Origin of the sequence: Palleniella muris (assembly GCF_004792655.1) — a bacterium.
GTDB classification, from domain to species: Bacteria; Bacteroidota; Bacteroidia; order Bacteroidales; family Bacteroidaceae; genus Prevotella; species Prevotella muris_A.
In genome coordinates this window covers 40136-60664 of sequence record NZ_SRZC01000005.1, presented here as the reverse complement: position 1 = coordinate 60664, position 20529 = coordinate 40136, and the positions used below count along the sequence as shown (strand labels likewise).

At 50.0% G+C, this 20529-nt stretch carries 12 protein-coding genes, 1 tRNA gene and 1 riboswitch; of the genes, 10 read left to right on the top strand and 3 right to left on the bottom strand.

All coding sequences use genetic code 11. From position 1 onward, the window contains the following. The first annotated feature begins 134 nt into the window (after window positions 1–134). The 6 genes from E5358_RS04140 (at window position 135) to rnc (ending at window position 6270) form a co-directional block, all read left to right on the top strand. A complete protein-coding gene (locus tag E5358_RS04140) occupies window positions 135–1412 on the top strand; it encodes an O-acetylhomoserine aminocarboxypropyltransferase/cysteine synthase family protein (protein WP_135939024.1) in 1278 nt (425 codons plus the stop codon). 484 nt (window positions 1413–1896) lie between these two features. After that, a complete protein-coding gene (locus E5358_RS04135; RefSeq protein WP_135939023.1) occupies window positions 1897–2697 on the top strand; it encodes a gluconate 5-dehydrogenase in 801 nt (266 codons plus the stop codon). A 71-nt stretch (window positions 2698–2768) separates the two neighbouring features. Then, a complete protein-coding gene (locus tag E5358_RS04130) occupies window positions 2769–3317 on the top strand; it encodes a GNAT family N-acetyltransferase (RefSeq protein WP_135939022.1) in 549 nt (182 codons plus the stop codon). A 221-nt stretch (window positions 3318–3538) separates the two neighbouring features. Beyond that, window positions 3539–3775, top strand: a complete 237-nt coding sequence (locus E5358_RS04125; protein ID WP_135939021.1) for an acyl carrier protein — start codon at window positions 3539–3541, stop codon at window positions 3773–3775. A 176-nt stretch (window positions 3776–3951) separates the two neighbouring features. After that, entirely contained in the window at window positions 3952–5217 is a 1266-nt protein-coding gene (gene fabF / locus E5358_RS04120; protein ID WP_135939020.1) for a beta-ketoacyl-ACP synthase II, read from the top strand. Window positions 5218–5226: 9 nt separating this feature from the next. Next, the gene (rnc, locus tag E5358_RS04115) at window positions 5227–6270 is read left to right on the top strand and encodes a ribonuclease III (RefSeq protein WP_135939019.1); all 1044 of its coding nucleotides are present in this window, start codon (window positions 5227–5229) and stop codon (window positions 6268–6270) included. Window positions 6271–6348: 78 nt separating this feature from the next. Here the strand turns inward: rnc and E5358_RS04110 are convergent. Further along, window positions 6349–6420 (bottom strand) — tRNA-Arg (locus tag E5358_RS04110). A gap of 390 nt (window positions 6421–6810) precedes the next feature. Between E5358_RS04110 and E5358_RS04105 the strand changes: the two genes are divergently transcribed. After that, entirely contained in the window at window positions 6811–9108 is a 2298-nt protein-coding gene (locus E5358_RS04105) for a pectate lyase family protein (protein ID WP_135939018.1), read from the top strand. 104 nt (window positions 9109–9212) lie between these two features. Here the strand turns inward: E5358_RS04105 and E5358_RS04100 are convergent, their stop codons facing one another. Then, window positions 9213–11579, bottom strand: coding sequence for a TonB-dependent receptor (locus E5358_RS04100; protein WP_135939017.1), 2367 nt, complete (start codon window positions 11577–11579; stop codon window positions 9213–9215). After that, a riboswitch (FMN riboswitch) is annotated at window positions 11580–11762 on the bottom strand. A gap of 440 nt (window positions 11763–12202) precedes the next feature. Between E5358_RS04100 and E5358_RS04095 the strand changes: the two genes are divergently transcribed. The 3 genes from E5358_RS04095 (at window position 12203) to E5358_RS04085 (ending at window position 18171) form a co-directional block, all read left to right on the top strand. Continuing rightward, window positions 12203–12592: an immunoglobulin-like domain-containing protein gene (locus E5358_RS04095; RefSeq protein ID WP_168354577.1), complete on the top strand. Its 390-nt coding sequence runs from the start codon at window positions 12203–12205 to the stop codon at window positions 12590–12592. Between the two features lie 692 nt (window positions 12593–13284). Further along, window positions 13285–16326 (top strand): SusC/RagA family TonB-linked outer membrane protein, encoded by a 3042-nt coding sequence (locus tag E5358_RS04090; RefSeq protein WP_422121059.1) that lies wholly within the window; start codon window positions 13285–13287, stop codon window positions 16324–16326. Window positions 16327–16338: 12 nt separating this feature from the next. Next, on the top strand, window positions 16339–18171 hold the full coding sequence (locus E5358_RS04085) for a RagB/SusD family nutrient uptake outer membrane protein (protein ID WP_135939014.1): 1833 nt from the start codon (window positions 16339–16341) through the stop codon (window positions 18169–18171). A gap of 116 nt (window positions 18172–18287) precedes the next feature. On the opposite strand, the gene E5358_RS04080 is transcribed toward E5358_RS04085, so the two are convergent. Next, complete coding sequence (locus tag E5358_RS04080; RefSeq protein ID WP_135939013.1) at window positions 18288–20522, bottom strand: alpha-galactosidase; 2235 nt, start codon at window positions 20520–20522, stop codon at window positions 18288–18290. Between the last annotated feature and the right edge of the window lie 7 nt (window positions 20523–20529).

Sequence of the window (20529 nt, the reverse complement as noted above, 5' to 3'; positions counted from 1 at the left end):
ACACTGAAGCATGAATCCTTCCTTGCCATAACATACAGAAAAAGGCTGCTCCCTGCAAAGGTGGCAGCCTTTTTGCTTATACAGGAACACAAGTAAATAGATATTTTTCAGTTTAACATCAACATTTTCCCACAATGAAAAAGAACCTTGAGACACTCTGCATCCATGGAGGATGGAAAGCAAAGAAAGGAGAGCCGCAGCAGCTGCCTATCTACCAGTCCACTACATTCAAATACGAGACCAGCGAACAGATGGCACGCCTCTTCGACCTTGAGGACGAAGGCTATTTCTACACCCGTCTCGCCAACCCTACAAACGATGCGGTAGCGAAGAAAATCTGTGCCCTTGAAGGCGGCGTGGGAGCTATGCTCACATCCTCAGGACAGGCAGCCAACTTCTACGCTGTGTTCAACATCTGCCAGGCAGGAGACCACTTCATCACCTCCAACAGCATCTATGGCGGCACATACAACCTCTTCGGAGTGACCATGAAGAAGCTCGGAATAGAATGCACCTTCATCGACCAGGACTGGACTGACGAACAGATAGAGGCTTGTTTCAAGGAGAACACAAAATGCTTCTTCGGCGAGACAATCTCCAATCCGGGCGGAAACGTCTTTGACATAGAACGCTTTGCCAACATAGCACATAAGCATGGCGTGCCGCTTATCATCGACAACACCTTCGCAACACCGGTAAACTGCCGCCCGTTTGAGTGGGGCTGCGACATCGTGACCCACTCCACGACAAAGTACATGGACGGCCATGCCACACAGGTGGGTGGATGCGTCGTGGATTCCGGCAATTTCGACTGGGACAAGTATGCCGAGAAATTCCCGGGACTGACAACTCCTGATGAGTCGTACCACGGACTGACCTACACAAAGGCGTTCGGAAAGTTGGCTTACATGACAAAACTCGTCGCACAACTCATGCGCGACCTCGGTTCTATCCCTGCCCCTCAGAACTCCTTCCTGCTCAATCTCGGACTGGAAACCCTCGCCCTCCGCATGCGCCAGCACTGCGAAAATGCACAGAAAGTGGCGGAGTGGCTTGAGAAAAACCCGAAGGTCAGCTGGGTGAACTATTGCGGACTGCCAACAAACAAGTATCACGCCCTCGCACAGAAATATTTGCCTAACGGCTCCTGCGGCGTGATTGCCTTCGGACTTGACGGCAGCCGTGAGGAGGCTATAAAGTTCATGGACAACCTCGACTTCATCTCTATCGTCACCCACGTTGCCGACACACGCACCTGTGTGCTGCATCCTGCGTCACATACCCACCGCCAGCTCTCCGACGAACAGCTCCGTGAGGCAGGCATCGCGCCTGACCTCATCCGCCTTTCCGTAGGCATCGAGAATGCCGAGGACATCATTGCCGACCTCGAGCAGGCTATGGCGAAGATGTAAAACATCAGCGTTCAGGCAGCGGAAAGCATGCAATCCATGCGACATAAACGGACAACCCGACAGGAAGCAGCATGGATGTTTCCTTGCTTGTTAATACATTGTAAACCAACAGACTACAAAATGCTTTATGAAAGGTCACCTTTTGCCATGCGAAAGGTGACCTTTTGGCATGCCAACCGTCACCTTTCACACACCCAACCGTCACCTTTTGCAACACGGCCCTCCATGCATCGCAACACAGACGGCCGGCAGTCATCTCGAAAGCCCTCTGCGGCATATCCGCGAATCCTCTGCGTGACCCTCCGGCAGCCTGCGCCTCCATGGCCGTCGGTTTGGTTAATGTATTATAAAAACTGACGGAAATCAAGTCATATACAAAAACTTTTTATTAATTTTGTACCAAAGATGTTGTCGCCGGAAAACATGGAAAACGGCTGCCAACACAAAGAACAGACATAAACAACTATCATAAAAACAAACTACTATGGCAAATCCATTCTCACTCGAAGGTAAGAACGCCTGGATCACCGGCGCATCTTACGGTATCGGTTTCAACATCGCCAAGGCATTCGTTGAGGCAGGTGCAAAGACAATCATCTTCAATGATATCAACGAGGCAGCACTCGAGCGCGGTCTCGCCAACTATAAGGAAGCAGGCATAACAAACGTGAAAGGCTATGTTTGCGACGTTACTGACGAAGAGGGCGTTAAGGCTCTCGTGGAGAAGATACACGAGGAGGTTGGCCAGATAGACATCCTCGTAAACAACGCCGGCATCATCAAGCGCATCCCTATGCACGAGATGAAGCGCGCAGAGTTCCAGCAGGTCATCGACATCGACCTCGTCGCACCATACATCTGTGCCGCTGCAGTGCTTCCGGAGATGATGGAGCGCAAGGAAGGCAAGATCATCAACATCTGCTCAATGATGTCTGAGCTCGGACGCGAGACAGTTTCTGCTTACGCAGCAGCAAAAGGCGGTCTGAAGATGCTCACACGCAACATCTGCTCCGAGTACGGTGAGTACAACATCCAGTGCAACGGCATCGGTCCGGGCTATATCGCCACTCCGCAGACTGCTCCTCTCCGCGAGCGTCAGGCAGACGGCTCACGCCATCCGTTCGACTCATTCATCTGCGCAAAGACCCCTGCAGGACGCTGGCTTGACCCGTCAGAACTCGGCGGTCCGGCTGTATTCCTCGCATCAAAGGCTTCTGACGCAGTGAACGGCCACGTGCTCTACGTCGACGGCGGTATCCTCGCTTACATCGGCAAGCAGCCTTGATGACCATGCCGTGCGGGGCATCCTGGCACGCTGACAAATACAATGTATAACACACTTGCTTACTTTTCTAAATGATAACATTCAGAAAAGCGACACAAGCGGACGCACTCTTCATAGCCAAAGGCTTCCATGCGGCAATGCTCATGGAGGACGCTCCTGAAGAGCGCATCCGCTTGTTTGCTGAAAAAATATGCAGCCGTGACGATGTGCTCTACAGCGCACGCAACACGACAATAGCGGAACTTGATGGCAAGCCAGTAGGCATGCTCACAGCCTACGACGGCAGCCGCTACAGAGAAATGCGCCGGATTACGATGGAACTTGTCAAGGAACATCTCGGCATAGAGTTCCCCGGCATGGACGACGAGACAGCCCCAGGCGAGTACTACCTTGACTCACTCGCCGTAAACCCCGGACTCCGAGGCAGAGGAATAGGGAGGCAACTCCTTGAAAACGCCATAGCGGAAGGCCTGAGCCGCAACCTTGTGGTAACCCTCGCCGTAGACCCTGTCAACGAGAAAGCACAGAAACTCTACCGCACCATAGGCTTCAAGCCCATGGGAGAACTCTTCATCTTCGGACACACCTACTGGAAATGGGGCATAAAGCCAAAAGAATAGAAAAACATATTTTTGCACTCAGAAATGACAATAAACACCATAAAACATGCACAAAGCTATCAGCCGTGTGCACAAAAAGTGTCATTTCTTGTTAAAATGTTTGCCCAATTCAATAATTATTTGTTACTTTGCAAACGATTTCCGGTATATAAGGAGAAATCATGACATAAACACCCCATAATTTATAAAAGAATATTCAACAAACTTAAAAAATTACAACTATGTCAGAAATTGAAAGCAAAGTAGTGAATATCATCGTTGACAAGCTCGGCGTTGATGAGACAGAGGTAAAGCCAGAAGCATCTTTCACAAACGATCTCGGTGCTGACTCTCTCGACACAGTAGAGCTCATCATGGAGTTCGAGAAGGAGTTCTCTATCTCTATTCCAGACGACAAGGCTGAGAAAATCGCTACTGTAGGCGACGCAATCGCTTATATCGAGGAGAATGCAAAATAAGCATACCTCAAAGATATAAAACTTATCGGAAGTTGTGCCATGGCTTTGTCAGGGCGTGGCTTCCGATTATTTCGTTAAAATAAGCAGGCTGCTCCCCGGAGAAAGGGAAACCTTCACCGCATTGCCACAAAGAGTGGAGAGAGCAACCGGAAATTCATAATTCCCCAAAAGACTATATGGAACTGAAAAGAGTAGTTGTGACAGGTCTCGGATGTATCACCCCTTGTGGTAACACTGTCGAGGAAACCTGGAGCAATATAGTTGCCGGCAAGAGCGGATGCGCACCAATCGAGGGATTTGATGTCGAGAAGTTCAAGACACATTTCGCTTGCCAAGTGAAGAATTTCAAGGCAACAGATTACATTGACCGTAAGGAAGCACGCAAGATGGACCCATACTGCCAGTTCTCGTTGGCAGCCGCGATGCAGGCAATCGATGACGCTGCATTTGACATGGAGTCTCTCGACAAGAACCGCGTAGGTGTGGTTATGGGCGTCGGTATCGGCGGTATGCGCACCTTCCAGGACGAGATTGAGAACTTTGCAATCAACGGACCGACACTCGGCCCTAAGTTCAATCCGTTCTTCATCCCTAAGATGATTGGTGACATCGCCTGCGGACACATCTCCATCAAGTACGGATTCCGCGGTCCTAACTACATCACTTCATCGGCATGTGCCTCTTCTACCAATGCACTTGCTGACGCCTTCAACCTCATCCGTCTCGGAAAAGCCAACGTCATCGTCAGCGGTGGCGCGGAAGCTGCCGTGGTAGAGTGCGGTCTCGGAGGATTCAACGCCATGCACGCCCTCTCTACTCGCAACGACGACCCTGAGCGCGCAAGCCGTCCATTCTCAGCAAGCCGCGACGGATTCGTTATGGCTGAGGGTGCTACAGTGCTTGTCCTTGAGGAACTGGAGCATGCAAAGGCACGCGGAGCGAAGATTTATGCAGAGATGGCAGGTGCAGGAATGTCTGCCGATGCTTACCACATCACAGCGTCACACCCTGAAGGTCTCGGTGCGAAACTTGTCATGGAGAACGCCCTCGAGGATGCAGGAATGAATCCGGAGGACATCGACTACATCAATGTCCATGGCACATCGACCCCTGTCGGTGACATCTCTGAGGCAAAGGCTATCAAGGAAGTCTTCGGTGATGCTGCCTACAAGCTGAACATTTCCTCAACAAAGTCAATGACAGGCCACATGCTTGGCGGCGCAGGTGCTGCAGAGGCAATGTTCTCTGTCCTTGCTGTCAAGAATGACATCGTGCCTCCTACAATCAACCATGAGGAGGGTGACGAGGATCCGGAGATAGACTACAACCTGAACTTCACATTCAACCAGGCACAGAAGCGTGAGGTGCGTGCAGCACTTTCCAACACATTCGGCTTCGGTGGACACAATGCCTGCGTCATCTTCAAGAAATACGCAGAGTAAGAAAGACGTATGGTAAATACTATCATTGATAGGATAAAGCTCCCTTTCCGCAAGGACAAGGAGCTTTATCTTACTTTGTATCAGATATTGGGAGTCCTCCCTCACGACATTTCCTTGTACAAGCTCGCGCTGATGCACAAAAGCATCGCCCACCGTAACCAGAAAGGACGCCCCGTAAACAATGAGCGTCTCGAATTCCTTGGTGACGCAATCCTTGATGCAACGGTAGGACACATCGTCTATGACCATTTCCCTGGCAAGAAAGAAGGCTTTCTGACCAACACACGTTCAAAGCTCGTGCAACGCGAGACTCTTGGCAAGCTCGCCAAGGAAATGGGTATAACACGCCTTGTCCTATCCAGCGGACGCTCCTCCGCACATAACTCCTACATGGGCGGAAACGCTTTTGAAGCACTCGTAGGCGCGCTTTACCTTGACCACGGATATGACGCCTGCATGAGGTTTGTGCAGCGGCAGATTCTCTCAAAGCTTGTCAATATTGACAAAGTGGCTTACAAAGAGGTGAACTTCAAGTCCAAACTCATCGAATGGACACAGAAGAACAAGGTCGTCATGGAGTACCGCAGCATCTTTGAAGGAAAGGACGAGAACGGCTCGCCGGTATTTGAATGCGTCTGTGTCATAGAGGGCGTGGAATGCTGCAAAGGAAAGGGCTTCTCGAAGAAAGAGGCGCACCAGCATGCCTCGGAAGGCACATTGAAGAAGCTGCGCAAGCAACCTAAGTTCTGTGACAGCATCTTCGCCGCCAAGACAGCGCGCACAAAAATGGAGGAAGAGCCTGTGATGGCAGCTCCTGACATAGAAAAGGAAATGGCAGAAGGCCGGCAGTTCATCATTGTCAGCACACAGGAGGCAACCGGCTCCGACAGTTCCAAGGCATCAAGCCTTAAAGGAACGGATGTGCAATCCGCGGCAACAGGTGCAAGTGAGGCTCATTTTGACATCGACTTCTCTGACATACAGACAGAAGCAAAGGAACTTACACGCGAGGACATCATTGCCGCTGCAGAGGCTGCCGCATTCAAAGAGTGATGTCGTCTTGCCGCACTTACAGCGTAAAAACAAGAAAAGTGGCTGCCTGAAAAAAGGAATTCAGGCAGCCACTTTTCGTAGCTCCGCTGAGAATCGAACTCAGATCTGCCCTTTAGGAGAGGGCTGTTCTATCCATTGAACTACAAAGCCGCGTTCTCGCCAATCAGGAGCAGTCTCGCCCACTGATTGGCTTTTGCTTTGCAAAGGTAATGCTTTTTCTCCAAACACACAAATAAATGGATGAAAAAGTGGTTCCCTTCTTTTTCATGATTCCGTCGGGATGACAAGCAAAGCAATAAGAAATGCGACCTATGTCAGTGCCTTATTTATGCGCAAGCAATATTTTATGTATAAAAAACGTTAATTATTTCACCCAAAACTCTTATTTGACTGTTTTACCGCCTATCTTTGCAAAAACTTTCGATTGTGTACGTTAACAGCGCATTGTGTGTGCGTCCGTAACTTTATACTGACATCTGAAAAACAATCAAACAACGCACTATAATTTTCCAACCACTAACTAAAAACTACAAAACAACAATGAAAAGACTTTTACGGCACATTGCCATTATGGCTTTGACATTCATTGTGTCATTATCAGCAGGGGCTGCTGTCATCACGCAAAGCGGATGGTTTGAGACAGCCTATGCAAAATGGGAGCCGGTGAACGGGGCTTCCGACTATCAAGTGTTCATCAAACCGTCAGGAGGCACATACACCATGCTCGACAAGGAACTTGTGCGTCAATATCCCGGCTACTACCGTGCCGATGCAGTAGGACTCACAGCCGGCTCATACGTCATGAAGATTGTGCCGGTCATCAACGGCACGGCAGACGATAGCAAGGCCATGGAGACCGCCCCTGTGATAGTCATGGCTCATGACCGCAACGGTTTCGCACACTATAATCGTAGCGAAGGTGTCGGTGCATACAACAACGATGGCACACTGAAGAGCAATGCACGCGTGATTTATGTGACAGCAAACAATGCAAAGACTGTTACTCTGGGTGTGATGCAGGACAAAAACGAGGTGTCTTTCACAGGGCTTCAGGCTATCATTGGCGCATTTGAGAAGGGTAAGGAGACACGTCCTCTTGCTATCCGCATAATAGGCACAATCAAGGGCGAAGACATGGACAAGTTCGGTTCGAGTGCGGAAGGATTGCAGATAAAAGGTAAAAGCGGTGCCTATAATGCAAACATCACTCTCGAAGGCATAGGCAATGACGCTGCCATCCATGGCTTCGGCATCCTCTGTCGCAGCATATCCTCTGTGGAATTCCGCAATTTCGCCATAATGCTCTGCATGGACGATTGCTTATCCCTTGACACTGACAACCATAACATCTGGGTTCACAACATGGATTTCTTCTATGGCGGCACAGGAGGCGATGCCGACCAGGCGAAGGGTGACGGCACTGTCGACATCAAAGGAAAGTCAAGCCACATCACAGTCTCCTACAACCATTTCTTTGATTCCGGCAAATGCTCACTCGGAGGAATGAAGAGCGAGACAACAGACTGCTGGATGACATATCATCATAATTGGTTTGACCACTCAGATTCGCGTCATCCGCGCATCCGTACAGCGTTCTATCATGTCTACAACAACTACTTTGACGGCAATTCTAAGTATGGTGTGGGCGTGACAACAGGTGGTTCTTCTTTCGTGGAAAGCAACTATTTCCGTAATTGCAAGTATCCTATGCTCATCTCCAAGCAGGGCACTGACGCAGAAGGCGACGGTACATTCTCCGGCGAGAACGGAGGTGTGAACAAGGCTTACAACAATTTCATTAAGGGCGAGCGCAAGGTTCAGTACTATGACGGCTCACAAACCGACGGCAAATGGGATGCGGTTCTCGTGAACTCCCGTGACGAGTCTGTCACCGCAACGGCACTTGCCGGTGGCTCATCCTACAACAATGCTGCCGACACCGAAGCGCGCAAGGCTGTGCCGGCAAGTGCGATAGAGACACCGGAAGTCGCACGCACGACAACGCAGGCATACGCCGGACGCTGCGAGCAGGGCGATTTCAAGTGGACTTTCAACAACTCCATAGAGGACGAGAACTACGGAGTAATCTCCGAACTCAAGAATGCTGTCGTCAACTATCAGTCTACTCTCATCGGTTTTGCTGACGGCACATCAATCAAGAACGGAGGTGCACAGCCGACAGGTGACGGACTTGCTGTCGACGGCGGTAACGGCAAGGGCATCGACCCTGTCAAGAACGAAGAGTATGTCCCTTCATGGGCAGGTGGCGGCAGCATTACCCCTGACCCAGACCCGACAGGAGCGACCCAGATTAATTTCCCTACAAGTAAAGACGGAGTGACGGCAAGCGGCACGACAGCAATGAGTTCCTCATCCATCGCTTTGAAGAATGGATACTATTCAAGCAGTGCAGGCTATGACAACGGCATAATCCTGAAAGTTGCAAACGGTTTCAAGTCCGGTGACATTGTCACCATTGCCGGAACAATCAAGCCCTCTTCGGGCAAGCGTGCTACGGCTGTCCTCGCAAAGGCTACGGCAGGCTGTCAGGCTATGGCGGTTGAAGAGGAAATCCATAAGTTTGACGACTTCACAGCGACGGCCACCGACCAGACATACACTCTGACAAAGGATTATGACGAACTTTGGCTTGTACGCGACGGCAACACAACAGCTACCATCACAAAGATTGTCATCACGCGCCCCACAGGCATAGACAATGTGGGGACTGTCATCCTTGACACCGAACACATGTACGACATCACTGGACGCAGAATCGCTTCTCCTGCAAAGAGGCAACTGTACATCAAGGGCGGAAAGAAACATATCGCGCAATGATGCCTTACATCAAATACTCCTGTATATACAACATAGAATATGCCGTGGGCTCATGAAGTCCACGGCATATTCTATGTTGTATATACAGGTATGGTGCATCTTTCCTAAAACGCGAGCCTCATTCCGAAGCTGAACTGCCGTGGCGCACCCCAGTATCCCCGGAAGGACTCAAGGTCGTGTGCCATCCCGTCGATGCCACGCTCAATATAATGTGCGTCAAACAGGTTCCTGCAGCAAGCGAAGAGGTTCAGGCGGAGACCGTCAGAAATGCTTCCTTCCCATCCTACTGTGGCGTCCACAAGACTGTAGGACGGCAGACGATAGGCGTCGGGAGCATCCTCGTCCGTGCGTGATGACGGCTCAAAATCCGCATACATCCGCGCATTCAGCTGCCAACCGGCATTGAAATACAACGCCCCCGCCTTGCTTCCCAAGGCTGCTGACAGAGGAATCCTGCCGTCAAGGGTCAGTCCCGCCTGCGTCTGCGGTGCATCGCCGACATGCAGATTGTTGCAGTAAATCTTGTATTCCTTCAATGTCTCTCCGCTGAAAGAGTCGTAAGTCACACCCTTGCCGTCACTCTTCCAACGCCATGAAGCGGTGGAGAAGAACGCTTTCGCACGAAGCCACGGCAGCAGACGCTGATGAACGGCAAGCTCTATGCCACGGTGCAAGGCGTTCATACCTGTGATATTGTACTTCTCGGCAGCCTCGTCGGCACGTTTGGTGATGTTCACCGTGAGCGTCTTGTCACGCCATGAGGCAATGTATCCCGACAGTTCCGCACCACCGCCCTGCCACGAGGCGCGCACTCCAAGCTCGCCAAGGAGGTTCTTCTCATTGACAATGTCATTGGTGATAGACAGGTCGCTTGACGCAAGATACACACCGGCATACGGCAAACGCGAGTTGTAACCACCGTTGAGATACACCGACAAATCACGGTTTCCGCCGGCATTCCCTTTCAGGATATGGTAGAGCACACCGCCCCTCACTCCTCCTCCGAAGCCGTGAGCCCAACGGCTGCGCTCGCCGGTGATGTCATTATGGCGGCTGTATGTGCCACTGAACAGCGACGCACCGATGTTGGCTGTCAGGCGTTCCGTGGCATACTGCCCCTGGATGTAGCCCGAAGCATGATGCGTAGTCCTGCCGTAACGCGCTCCGGTGTAGTCGCCCACACCGACATTCTGCTTGGAAGTTGTGTCATACCAATGGTTTCCGCCGAGAAGGTCAAGGACTTTCATCTTCGACCATGTGTCGTAATATTGGTACTGAACGCCACCAAGCACCTTCATTTCCTTGGTAATAAGATACTCCGCGGATGCTATCGCACCTGCCTGAGTATGCCCCGAAAGATAGTCCAGCATAATGTTCTGCGAACCATTCTCCGACGCACGGTTCTCCGCCTGCACAGCATCAAAGTCGATGTGCCCGTCAGGTGTCTGGTGGCTTATTATCGGAACGCTCCCTTTCTGCCCGTAGGTGGAGCGTCCGCCACCGTCGGCTATGGCAACGTACACGGAGTTTTTCATGGAGAAACGCTCACCGTCAAGGATATGCTGAAGGGTGAAATACGGCTTGAAATAATGGTTTCTGCCTATGGAATACTTCTCCCCGTTGAGCCAACCCCAGTTCTTTGAGTAGCCGCGCCCATACTTTTCCACCTCCGCAGCGGAAAGTTCCGTGTTGCGCTGGTCGTGCGTCTCCGGCGATCCGAGTGCCGTGAAGACAAGTGTGTTGTGGGCACCGAGCAGTTTGCTGACACTCAGCATGTAGGAGAAAGTGCTCACATCCGAGCATTCCACAAAGCCATGTCCCCGGGTGTACGACACCATCGCGTCGACGTTCCACCCATGGCGCAATGTCCCGGTGGAGTAGTTCAGCACCCCTTTCGTGAGTCCCTCGTCAGTGACGGAGAGGGCAAACGAGCCGTTAGGCAGACCGTTGCCGGTCTTTGTGATGATGTTCACCATGCCGCCCATGGCACAATCGGCAAGCATCGAGCCACCCATGCCCTTCTGCACCTGCACGGAATAGGTGGCCTCTGCCAAGCCCATCCAGTTGCTCCAGTACATGCTGCCCGACGTAAGTCCCTGGATAGGGATGCCGTTAAGCATTATGGAGATGTTGTCCTGCTTGAATCCGCGCATGTTGAGCGACGCATCGCCATAGCTGCCTGTGGAGGCTGTGGCATAGACTCCCGGCACACCGTTGAGCATCTCCACATAGTTGGGAGACGTAAAGTGCAGGCGTATGTCCTGCGGAGTGATTGTCGTAAGGTTAAGCGGCGTTTCCCTCTCGTTGCAGAAATTGCCGCGGATGGAAACCTCCTGAAGTGTGATTGTCGTGTCGGAAAGTTCCGTCGGACTGACAGAGCCGGACTTGCCGGCATCCTTCCCGCTTACGCCACCGGCGTAGGCGAGGTGTGTGGACATGATTATGCCCAGCGATAAAACAGATTTTTTCATTCTTTTCTTCTTTCATCCAGACTTTACTGTCGGTACCGTAATGGCGACTTTCGCTTCAACGGTTCTGCCTTCCACGCCCTCCGCACTGCCATTTTCCGTTATGTTCCATGGCGTTGCGTGAAGCGTCTCAGGCTCGCGGACTTTACCGCCGATCGGGAATTACACCCTGCCCTGAAGATTTTTCTTTTATGTTGTGGCAAACTCAGTCTTGGCAATCATGAGCATCCTCCTATTGCCTTGTCTTCGTTTTTCCGGCTGCAAAGTTATAAAAAAAAATGTATTTTCCATTATCTATTGCAAAAAAATCGTGGTAATGGCAATAAAAAAGACGATATTCGGACATGCGGAGGTGCAACCGTACATTTATTTCGTGTCGGTTGAAAAAACACTTATGTGTATTATACTTTGGTAAAAAGTTCAAATACCAGATTTACAGTTGGTGTTCATTATGGTCGTAGTAGTGATGGTAAATTGTCAATATATTCGAAAGCTGACAATGTACTTAGTTCCTTAGGCGTTGAACGGTATTAAATGGATGACATATGCGTATATTTTTATTTATATGCAATGTCTTTAGTGTTCTAATAGTATTAGGGTGTAGTCATAAGAATGATTCTGCGTCTTTGCAAAAAGTAGATATAAACTGTTCTGATAACAGTGTGGAAAGACGCTGCAAGTCAATTGTATTGCAATTAATGAATGGTGATACAATAGCATTACCTGCTGGAAAAGTAGATGTGGTAATGATTAATAATACAGATAGTTTATATACTACAGGCAAGTACTATAGGATAGAAAGATTTGAAGATAAGGAATGGGTTGAAATACCAAGGAAATATGGTTCTTTTGAGGATATAGGATATGTTATAAAGCCAAATGGTGGGAAACGAATTTTTACGATTAACCTACAAAATGCGGAATATGCTTATCGAAAAGGAAAATATCGAATTTGCAAAATAGCAAGCAACGATAAAAATAAATTATATATATATTGTACTTTCTATATTATGTGAAAGATATTTCTGTAATAATGTCAAGGGTCTAAGTGTTACATAAAGCGTTGCACTTAGACTCTTTTATTATAAAGCAAAAACAGTATTATTGCTTGCAAAATGATAGGTATGCTTGCGTTTTGTGTAAGCCGAAAACTTAATGAACATTAAAATACGGTTAACATAACTAAAGGTAACACTTTGCATTGTGAATCGTTACCTTTTACCAAGCCAATCGTTACCTTTTATCATGCAAAAGGTAGGCTTTCATTTTGTCACTCATGGTATTTCGCCGTATGTGTGGTTTTGCCGGTGTTTGCAAAATGATGTGCTTCACAATTGTAAAGGCAGCACATCACCGCTACAAACCTTGTGGCAGGCTACGGTGGCAATATATGGCGATGCAGGAGAGAGCGAAAGAAAATGCCTGTGATTGTGTCCGGAACATGTAAAATGTAGATAATACAAGCATTCAATATAGCACAGCACTTTTTATATATTTTTTCTTTCTTTGTGTTTAATATTGTTAAAAATCATCGGGGGGGGTAAAATGTGTTAATTGAGTAGTGTAGATGTTACCATTATATATTTATTTTGCTAAATTTGCGCCACATAATCTTTAGTTACATGTGCATACAAGTCACATTTTTATAATAACTAACTTAACATTTATGCAAAAGAAGAAAACTTTTGTCAACAAAGCTATGAAAGCTATGTTGGTAGCCGGTTTTGCTGCAACGATGTCACCTCTGTCGGCGTTTGCCGGTGGCAGTGTGGAGGCTTTTGTGCAGGCGCGGCAGAATGCAATCAAGGGCACTGTTGTCGATGAGGCAGGCGAACCGATGATTGGAGTGACAATCAAGGTGAAGAACTCTCAGGCTGCAGCCATCACAGACCTTGACGGCAACTTCTCAGTGAACGCTTCCGAGGGTGCGACAATCGAGGTGTCCTACGTGGGATACACCACCCAGACCGTGAAGGCGCATAACGGGATGAAGGTGCAGCTGGTGCCTGACTCTCAAGTGATGGACGAGGTGGTGGTCATCGGCTACGGTACGGTGAAGAAGCGCGATGTCACAGGTGCCGTGGCATCCATAAAGAAAGAGGACATTGTCATTGCCCCTACAAGCAATGCCATGGAGGCTTTGCAGGGAAAGGTTGCGGGCATGGACATCGTGAAAGGGTCGGGACAGATTGGTGACGAGCCTGAAATCCTGCTCCGCGGCACACGTTCCATATACGGAAGCAACGAGCCGCTGTTTATCATTGACGGCATTCAGGGCAGTTATTCCGAGGTAAACCCTTCTGACATCGAGACCATCGACATCCTGAAGGATGCCTCTTCGACGGCTATCTATGGCTCTGCCGGTGCCAATGGTGTGGTTATCATCACGACAAAGCGCGGTCAGGCAGGCAAGGTGCGTGTCAATTTCGATGCTTACTATGGCTGGAGCGGTTCGCCAAACTACGAGAACAGCATGACCGGAGATGAGTGGGTGAACTATCATCAGGAGGCTTACAAGTACGAGCACGGCAACTATGCTGCCGACATGGCTACGCTGTTTGGCAACCAGGACTATTTGGACGCTTACAATGCAGGCAAGTGGATAGACTGGGTTGACCTTGTTTCGGGCAACAAGGCTACCACGCAGAAATACAGCTTGTCAGTGACAGGCGGCACAGACAAGACGAAAATCTATGCTTCCGCCATATATTCCAAGGACAAGGGTCTGCTTTCCAACGAGCAGCGCGACAAATACGCTCTGCGCCTGAACATCGATCAGGAGATTAACAAGTGGGCAAAACTTGGTTTTACATCCAACCTTACTTACGCTAATCATGACCGTGGCGTGAAGAACACGTTCACCCGCGCGCTCACGGCGTTCCCTCTCGGTGACGCTTACGACGCGGAGGGAAACATTGTTTCCGAGTATATCAACGGACAATATTCTCCGCTTGGCGACTTTATCCCTAACCAATACACTAACGAGACTCGCACGACATACGTCAACACGACCGGTTTCATTGAGCTTACTCCGTTCAAGGGAATGAGCATCCGAAGCCAGATTTCGGGTTCTATGTCCCACGCTCGCCAAGGTCTCTATTGGGGTGCGCTCTGTAATGCCAACCGCCCTACATACGCAGGAACGCCTCACGCAGAGAAGGTGTTCAACGACAGCTGGAGCTATACATGGGAGAATGTGTTCGCATACAACACGACCATAGCAAAGGACCATAGCATCGGTGGCACGTTCATCACATCATGGTCTGAGTCACAGAGCGAGCCGACAACTGCCGGCGGCTCCGGACAGACAATGGACTCATGGCTTTTCCACCGCCTGAACGCTGCAACATCACAGTATATCAAGTCTGAGTACACACAGACTCAGAAGATGTCTTATGCCGTACGCTTCAACTATTCTTACAAAGGACGTTATCTCTTCACTGCCTCCAACCGTTGGGACGGTGTCTCATGGCTGTCGGAAGGCAACAAGTGGGAGAGCTTCCCGGCTGCTGCCGTGGCATGGCGCATCTCTGACGAGGCGTTCATGGGAGGCATGAGCAGTTGGCTTGACAACCTGAAGGTGCGCGTAGGTTGGGGTATCACGGGCAACTCCGGCGGTATCGGTGCTTACGGCACACAGTCACAGCCTTACCCTTACAGCGGCTCAGGTGTGACAGTGGACGGCAAAATCGTGCCTTTCTATCAGTACACAGGCACTTACGCAAGTCCTGACCTCACATGGGAGAAGTCTTATAACTGGAACATCGGTCTTGACTTCTCTGTCCTCAACAGCCGCATCGACGGCTCTATCGAGTGGTTCAGCACAAAGACAAGAGGCTTGCTCTTCGCACGCCAGATGCCGAGCACTACGGGTATCACAGGTTGGGGCTCACCATTGAAGGTATGGCAGAACCTTGCCAAGACAAGCAACCACGGCGTTGAGTTCACTATCAACAGCCGTAACATAAGGACAAAGGATTTCTCTTGGAACACATCCCTCACCGGGACATGGCAGAAAGAGAAGATTGAGGAACTGCCTGACGGCGACCTCATCGCTGAGAACTTGTTTGTCGGCTCACCGATAAAGTCTGTCTATGGATACAAATATGCAGGAATCTGGGGCACTGACACTGACAAGGCAACGCTTGACGCTTATGGCGTGGAGCCGGGTTTCATAAAGGTTGAGACAAACGAGAAGTTTGATGCTGACGGTGTTTCTGACAACGGTGTGCACAAGTATGGCGAGGATGACCGCCGCATTCTTGGTCACAGAAACCCTAACTGGATTCTCGGTCTGAACAACACCTTTGCTTACAAGAACATTGACCTGACAATCTATGCCATGGGACGCTTCGGCCAGACAATAGAGAGCAGCATGCTCGGCTACTATACGGCAGACAACAGTCTGACAAAGAACCAGCCTTCAGGCGTGGATTATTGGACAGAGGACAATCAGGGAGCGTTCTATCCGCGCCCGGGTACAGGCGGCAAGCAGTCCACTGTCTATCCTTCACTCCGTGTGGTTGACGGCTCTTTCATCAAGATAAAGAATATCACTCTCGGTTACACATTGCCAAAGAGCTTGACACGCAAGGCATTGATAGAGAACTGCCGCATCTACTTCACAACTTACAATCCGTTCATCTTCTCAATGGACTCACGCCTTAACGACACTGACCCTGAGACCGGCGGAGCTGACAGCTTCCCGACCTACAAGCAGTATGTCATCGGCATCAACCTAACCTTCTAACGAAACAGACTTATGAAAAGATACATAAAGCAGATAACAGGAGTCTTCGCATTATCATCATTGGCACTTCTCAACTCTTGCTCCTTGGACGAGAAGAACCCGGGAGGATTCACATTCGACACCGTGACCATGACAGAGGACGGCTATCAGGCTATCCTTAACCAGATTTATTTCGGTGCGGAGCGCGTCCTCTACGGCACTGACGGCTATATGCAGCTGACAGAGGCTGACACGGACCTTTGGACAACAAAGGCTAATGACGGCAACAGCAACACACAGTATTTCTGGTTCTTTGGCGGTGCGAGTGCTAACACGACGTATACAAACACTATCTGGAACGCCATTTATGACGGTATCGGAAGCTGCAACACTGCCATCGCTTATGCCGCCAATCCGCCTATCTCGGAGGCAAAGCGCAACAACAGCATAGCGCAGGCTCGCTTCATGCGCGCTGTCTACTATTTCAATGCTGTGGAGCAGTTTGGCGGAGTGGTGAAGGTCACTGACCTCGGCGTGCCTAACTATGCACCTGAGCGCACTGACCCATTGACAATATATAAGGAGGTGATTATCCCTGACCTTGAGTTCGCTGTGCAATATCTTGACAAGGGAACTGACGCGACTTGCACAACTCCTACCCAGAAAGCGGCATTGGGTTTCCTCGCAAAGGCTTGCCTTCAGACTTACGAGTATGGCTCCACTGAGTTCCTGCAGAAGGGTATGGATGCTGCAAAACTGCTTATCACTGACTGTGAGAATGGCGGTTCGCAGTATGGAGCATACATGTATTCCAATTTTGAGGATGTCTTCAAGCAGGACAACAACTGGGAGAACAAGGAGGCTTTGTGGAAGCATCGCTGGTATTCGGGAAGTGACGGACATGGTTCATCTAATGGTGCGCAGAAGTGTAACCGCAATGATGAGATGTTCCTCGCAGCCATCAACCATTTCGCTGCACGCCAGGACAATCCTCAGGCGCGCCAGACATGGGAAGGCGGACAGACGGGCAGCTTCATGCCTACACAGCATCTGCTCAACCTTTTTGTACAGGAGGACGGCTCGCTCGACCCGCGTTTCCACAATTCCTTTGTCACAGAATGGAACTGCAACCGTGACTACACATGGACAGAAGGTGATGCAAAGACTTATGGCAAGGACGCTTCTGTCGTAGGAAAGACTCTGAAATTCCAAGAGAACATCCTTGACAAGACACAGAACTCCAAGGCTATCGGTGACCTTGCTATCAAGTTTGTCATGCCGCAGGATGCCGGTTATGCATCGGAGGTTGCCAATGCTGCCAATGCTTCTTACTTGCTCGTGGACTATAAGAAGGTGTACAGTGACGCCGACCGTAAGGTAATCATGACTTCCGGTGAGACAGAGAACCACTGGCGTTATTTCTATCCTTCATTGAGCAAGCACAACTCCAGCAACATCTATGTCGTTAACGAGAGCAAGAACCGTTTCGCAAACCTGAATGCTACGTTCATCATGCGCATGGCTGAGGTTTACCTTATCGCTGCAGAGCTTGACATTTACCTCAACGGTGGCAGTGGTGCAATGGCATATATTAATAAGGTGCGCACAAGAGCAGGGGCAAACGCTCTCTCAGGCACTGCTTCTGTACGCACTGTGCTTGACGAGCGTGGCAGGGAATTGTGTGGAGAGTACAGCCGTTTCTATGACCTGAAGCGCACCGGTATGTTCAAGGATAAGAACTATTTGCAGGAGACTCACCCTGACTTGGCTAAGTTCTTCACTCCGGAGTACGCTCTGCGCCCAATCTCTACGACATACTTGGCGACAATTACCAACGGCGCCGGCTGGCAGAATCCGGGGTATTGATAAAATGAACTGACGACTTTTTCAGTTGTCTGATTAACATATAATCCGTGATACACTCTCAAAAGAGGGCATGTATCACGGATTTATTGTGTTTGAAGGTCTATTATCTCAGGACATTACTCCTTTGCCAGTTCGATGACATGGCTCTGTGTCTCTTGCGCAGTGAACACATCAAGACCGACTTTCATGAGGTAGTCACCGCTGTAGACCTTGTTGTCAGAAGCCCATGTTGACTTGTATGACGGATTAGGAGCGGCAGAACTTCTCTGCTTTGCGGACTTTGTTGTGTCTATCATAGGCATGACATTTATTTCTTTAACGCGATAGTTTGCCGTTGGAATCAGCCCTTGCAACTTCACTTTGTGGAGCTTCTCGGCGAAGCGAGGGTGTATGTCGAAGGCGAAGAGGACAGCCTTTGTTGCATCTTCCGTGGTGTACATTGTGGCAGTGTGGTTGCTTTCGTAAGGTGAAACGAGACGGTACTGCACTCCGTCAAGGATTGCCGGTTTCAGACGGTTCCAGTTCTTTATGGCGTTTTGGACATAGAGGAGGTCGGCAGCCGACAATTCTTTCAATCCGATGTCAAAGCCCAACTTGCCCATTGACGCCACATCGGTGCGGAATTTCACGGAAGTCTGCTTGTTCCAGCTTGTCACATGTGCGCACATAGCCTTGGCAGGGAAGAATTGGGAGAAGCCCCATTGGATGAAGAGTCGTTCCACAGGGTCTGTGTTGTCAGAACACCAGAACTCGGTGAAGTACTTCAGTGCCTCGTAATCGCAGCGCGCTCCGCCACCCGAGCAAAGCATCATAGGAGTATTGGGGAAGTTCTTCTTGATGCGCTGCAGCACGTTGTAGAGTCCGCGCACATGACCGATGTAGAGCTGTTGCTGCTTCTCTTTGAGGTAGTGGGAGAAGATGTTTGTTATCGGAGAGTTGCAGTCCCATTTGAAATATGCCACGTCAGGGTTGTTCCTCAGTATGTTTTCCACAACCTTGTAGACATGCTCCTGAACCTCAGGGTTGTTGAGGTCAAGCACGAGTTGGTTGCGATAGTAGTAGCGTTTGCGGTCAGGGAGGGTGTAAGCCCAGTCAGGATGCTTCTCAAAAAGCTCACTCTTAGGGTTAACCATCTCAGGTTCTATCCACAAACCGAACTTCACTCCTGCCGTCTTTGCCGACTCGGTAAGGGCATGGATGCCACCGGGCAGCTTTGATTTCGTTGGCTGCCAGTCGCCAAGACCTGCCTGGTCGTTCTTACGGGGATGCTTGTTGCCAAACCATCCGTCGTCGAGGAGGAACATGTCCACTCCAAGTTCCTTTGCCTCGTTCATAAGTTGTGCAAGAAGATTCTGGTCGAAATCAAAGTAAGTGTTCTCCCAGTTGTTGAGCAAAGTCATGCGGTCGCCTGTGCCGTCTTTGAGTTGGTAGAGCCTTGCCCAACGCTGCAAGTCGCGGCTTCCCTCACCGGTGCCGTGCTGTGATAGTGTGAAGATGAACTCAGGCGTGACAAAACTCTCTTTTGCCGCCACCTCGTAGGTTGAGGCATAAGGGTTTATGGAAGGCAGAATGCGCAGGTTGCCCACGTTGTCCACCTCGAAAGTGAATTGGAAATTCCCTGTCCATGCGAGTGTTCCCATGAGAACCTCACCACGGTTCTCGCCGGCCGGCGTGTCCAATCCTATCTCGAAGAATGGGTGGGTGTGCATGGCGGCACGGCTTCCTAACTTCGTGTCAATGACTTTCTTTCCGAAACAGAGCGGTTGGGTGCGCATCTGCGCCTCCTTTGCCCAGTCGCTTGAAAACTCAGTGAGATAGTATTCGCTGCGGTTGAAGTAGAGCATTGCCGAGGCATATCTCCATATTTCCACCGGCTGTTTTCCATTGTTGTGGATTACAGTCCATGTCTTGATGATGTTCTCTTTGTAGTAGGACTCGTAATGGAGCGTCACTTCCACAGGGTAGAGATTATCCTTCAGGCGTATCTCCGTTATTGCTCCGAAGGGCGTCTGCTGCTGTTTGTGTTCTGCATATTGCAGGATTGTCGTAAGATTCCCGTCGGAGTGGGTCATGGCAAGTGCCGGTTCGTAGTAGTCCTCTGCACCGGAACCGGGGTAAACCTCCCATCCTCGTTCCGAGACACTTCCGTCGCTGCCGCCCTTAACCTGCCAAGGCAGGATGTCACCGTCGGACTTGTTGAGGAGTTTCTCCCCGAGATAGGTTTGGTAGAGGCGTTTGTTGTCTCCCACTTTCAGTATCAGGTCGGTTTTTGATGTTGAGATGTCGATGCGCTGTGCGCTGATGTTCGTCGCTGAAGATAAGAGCAATAATGATAATAGTAAAGGTTTCATTGTTTGT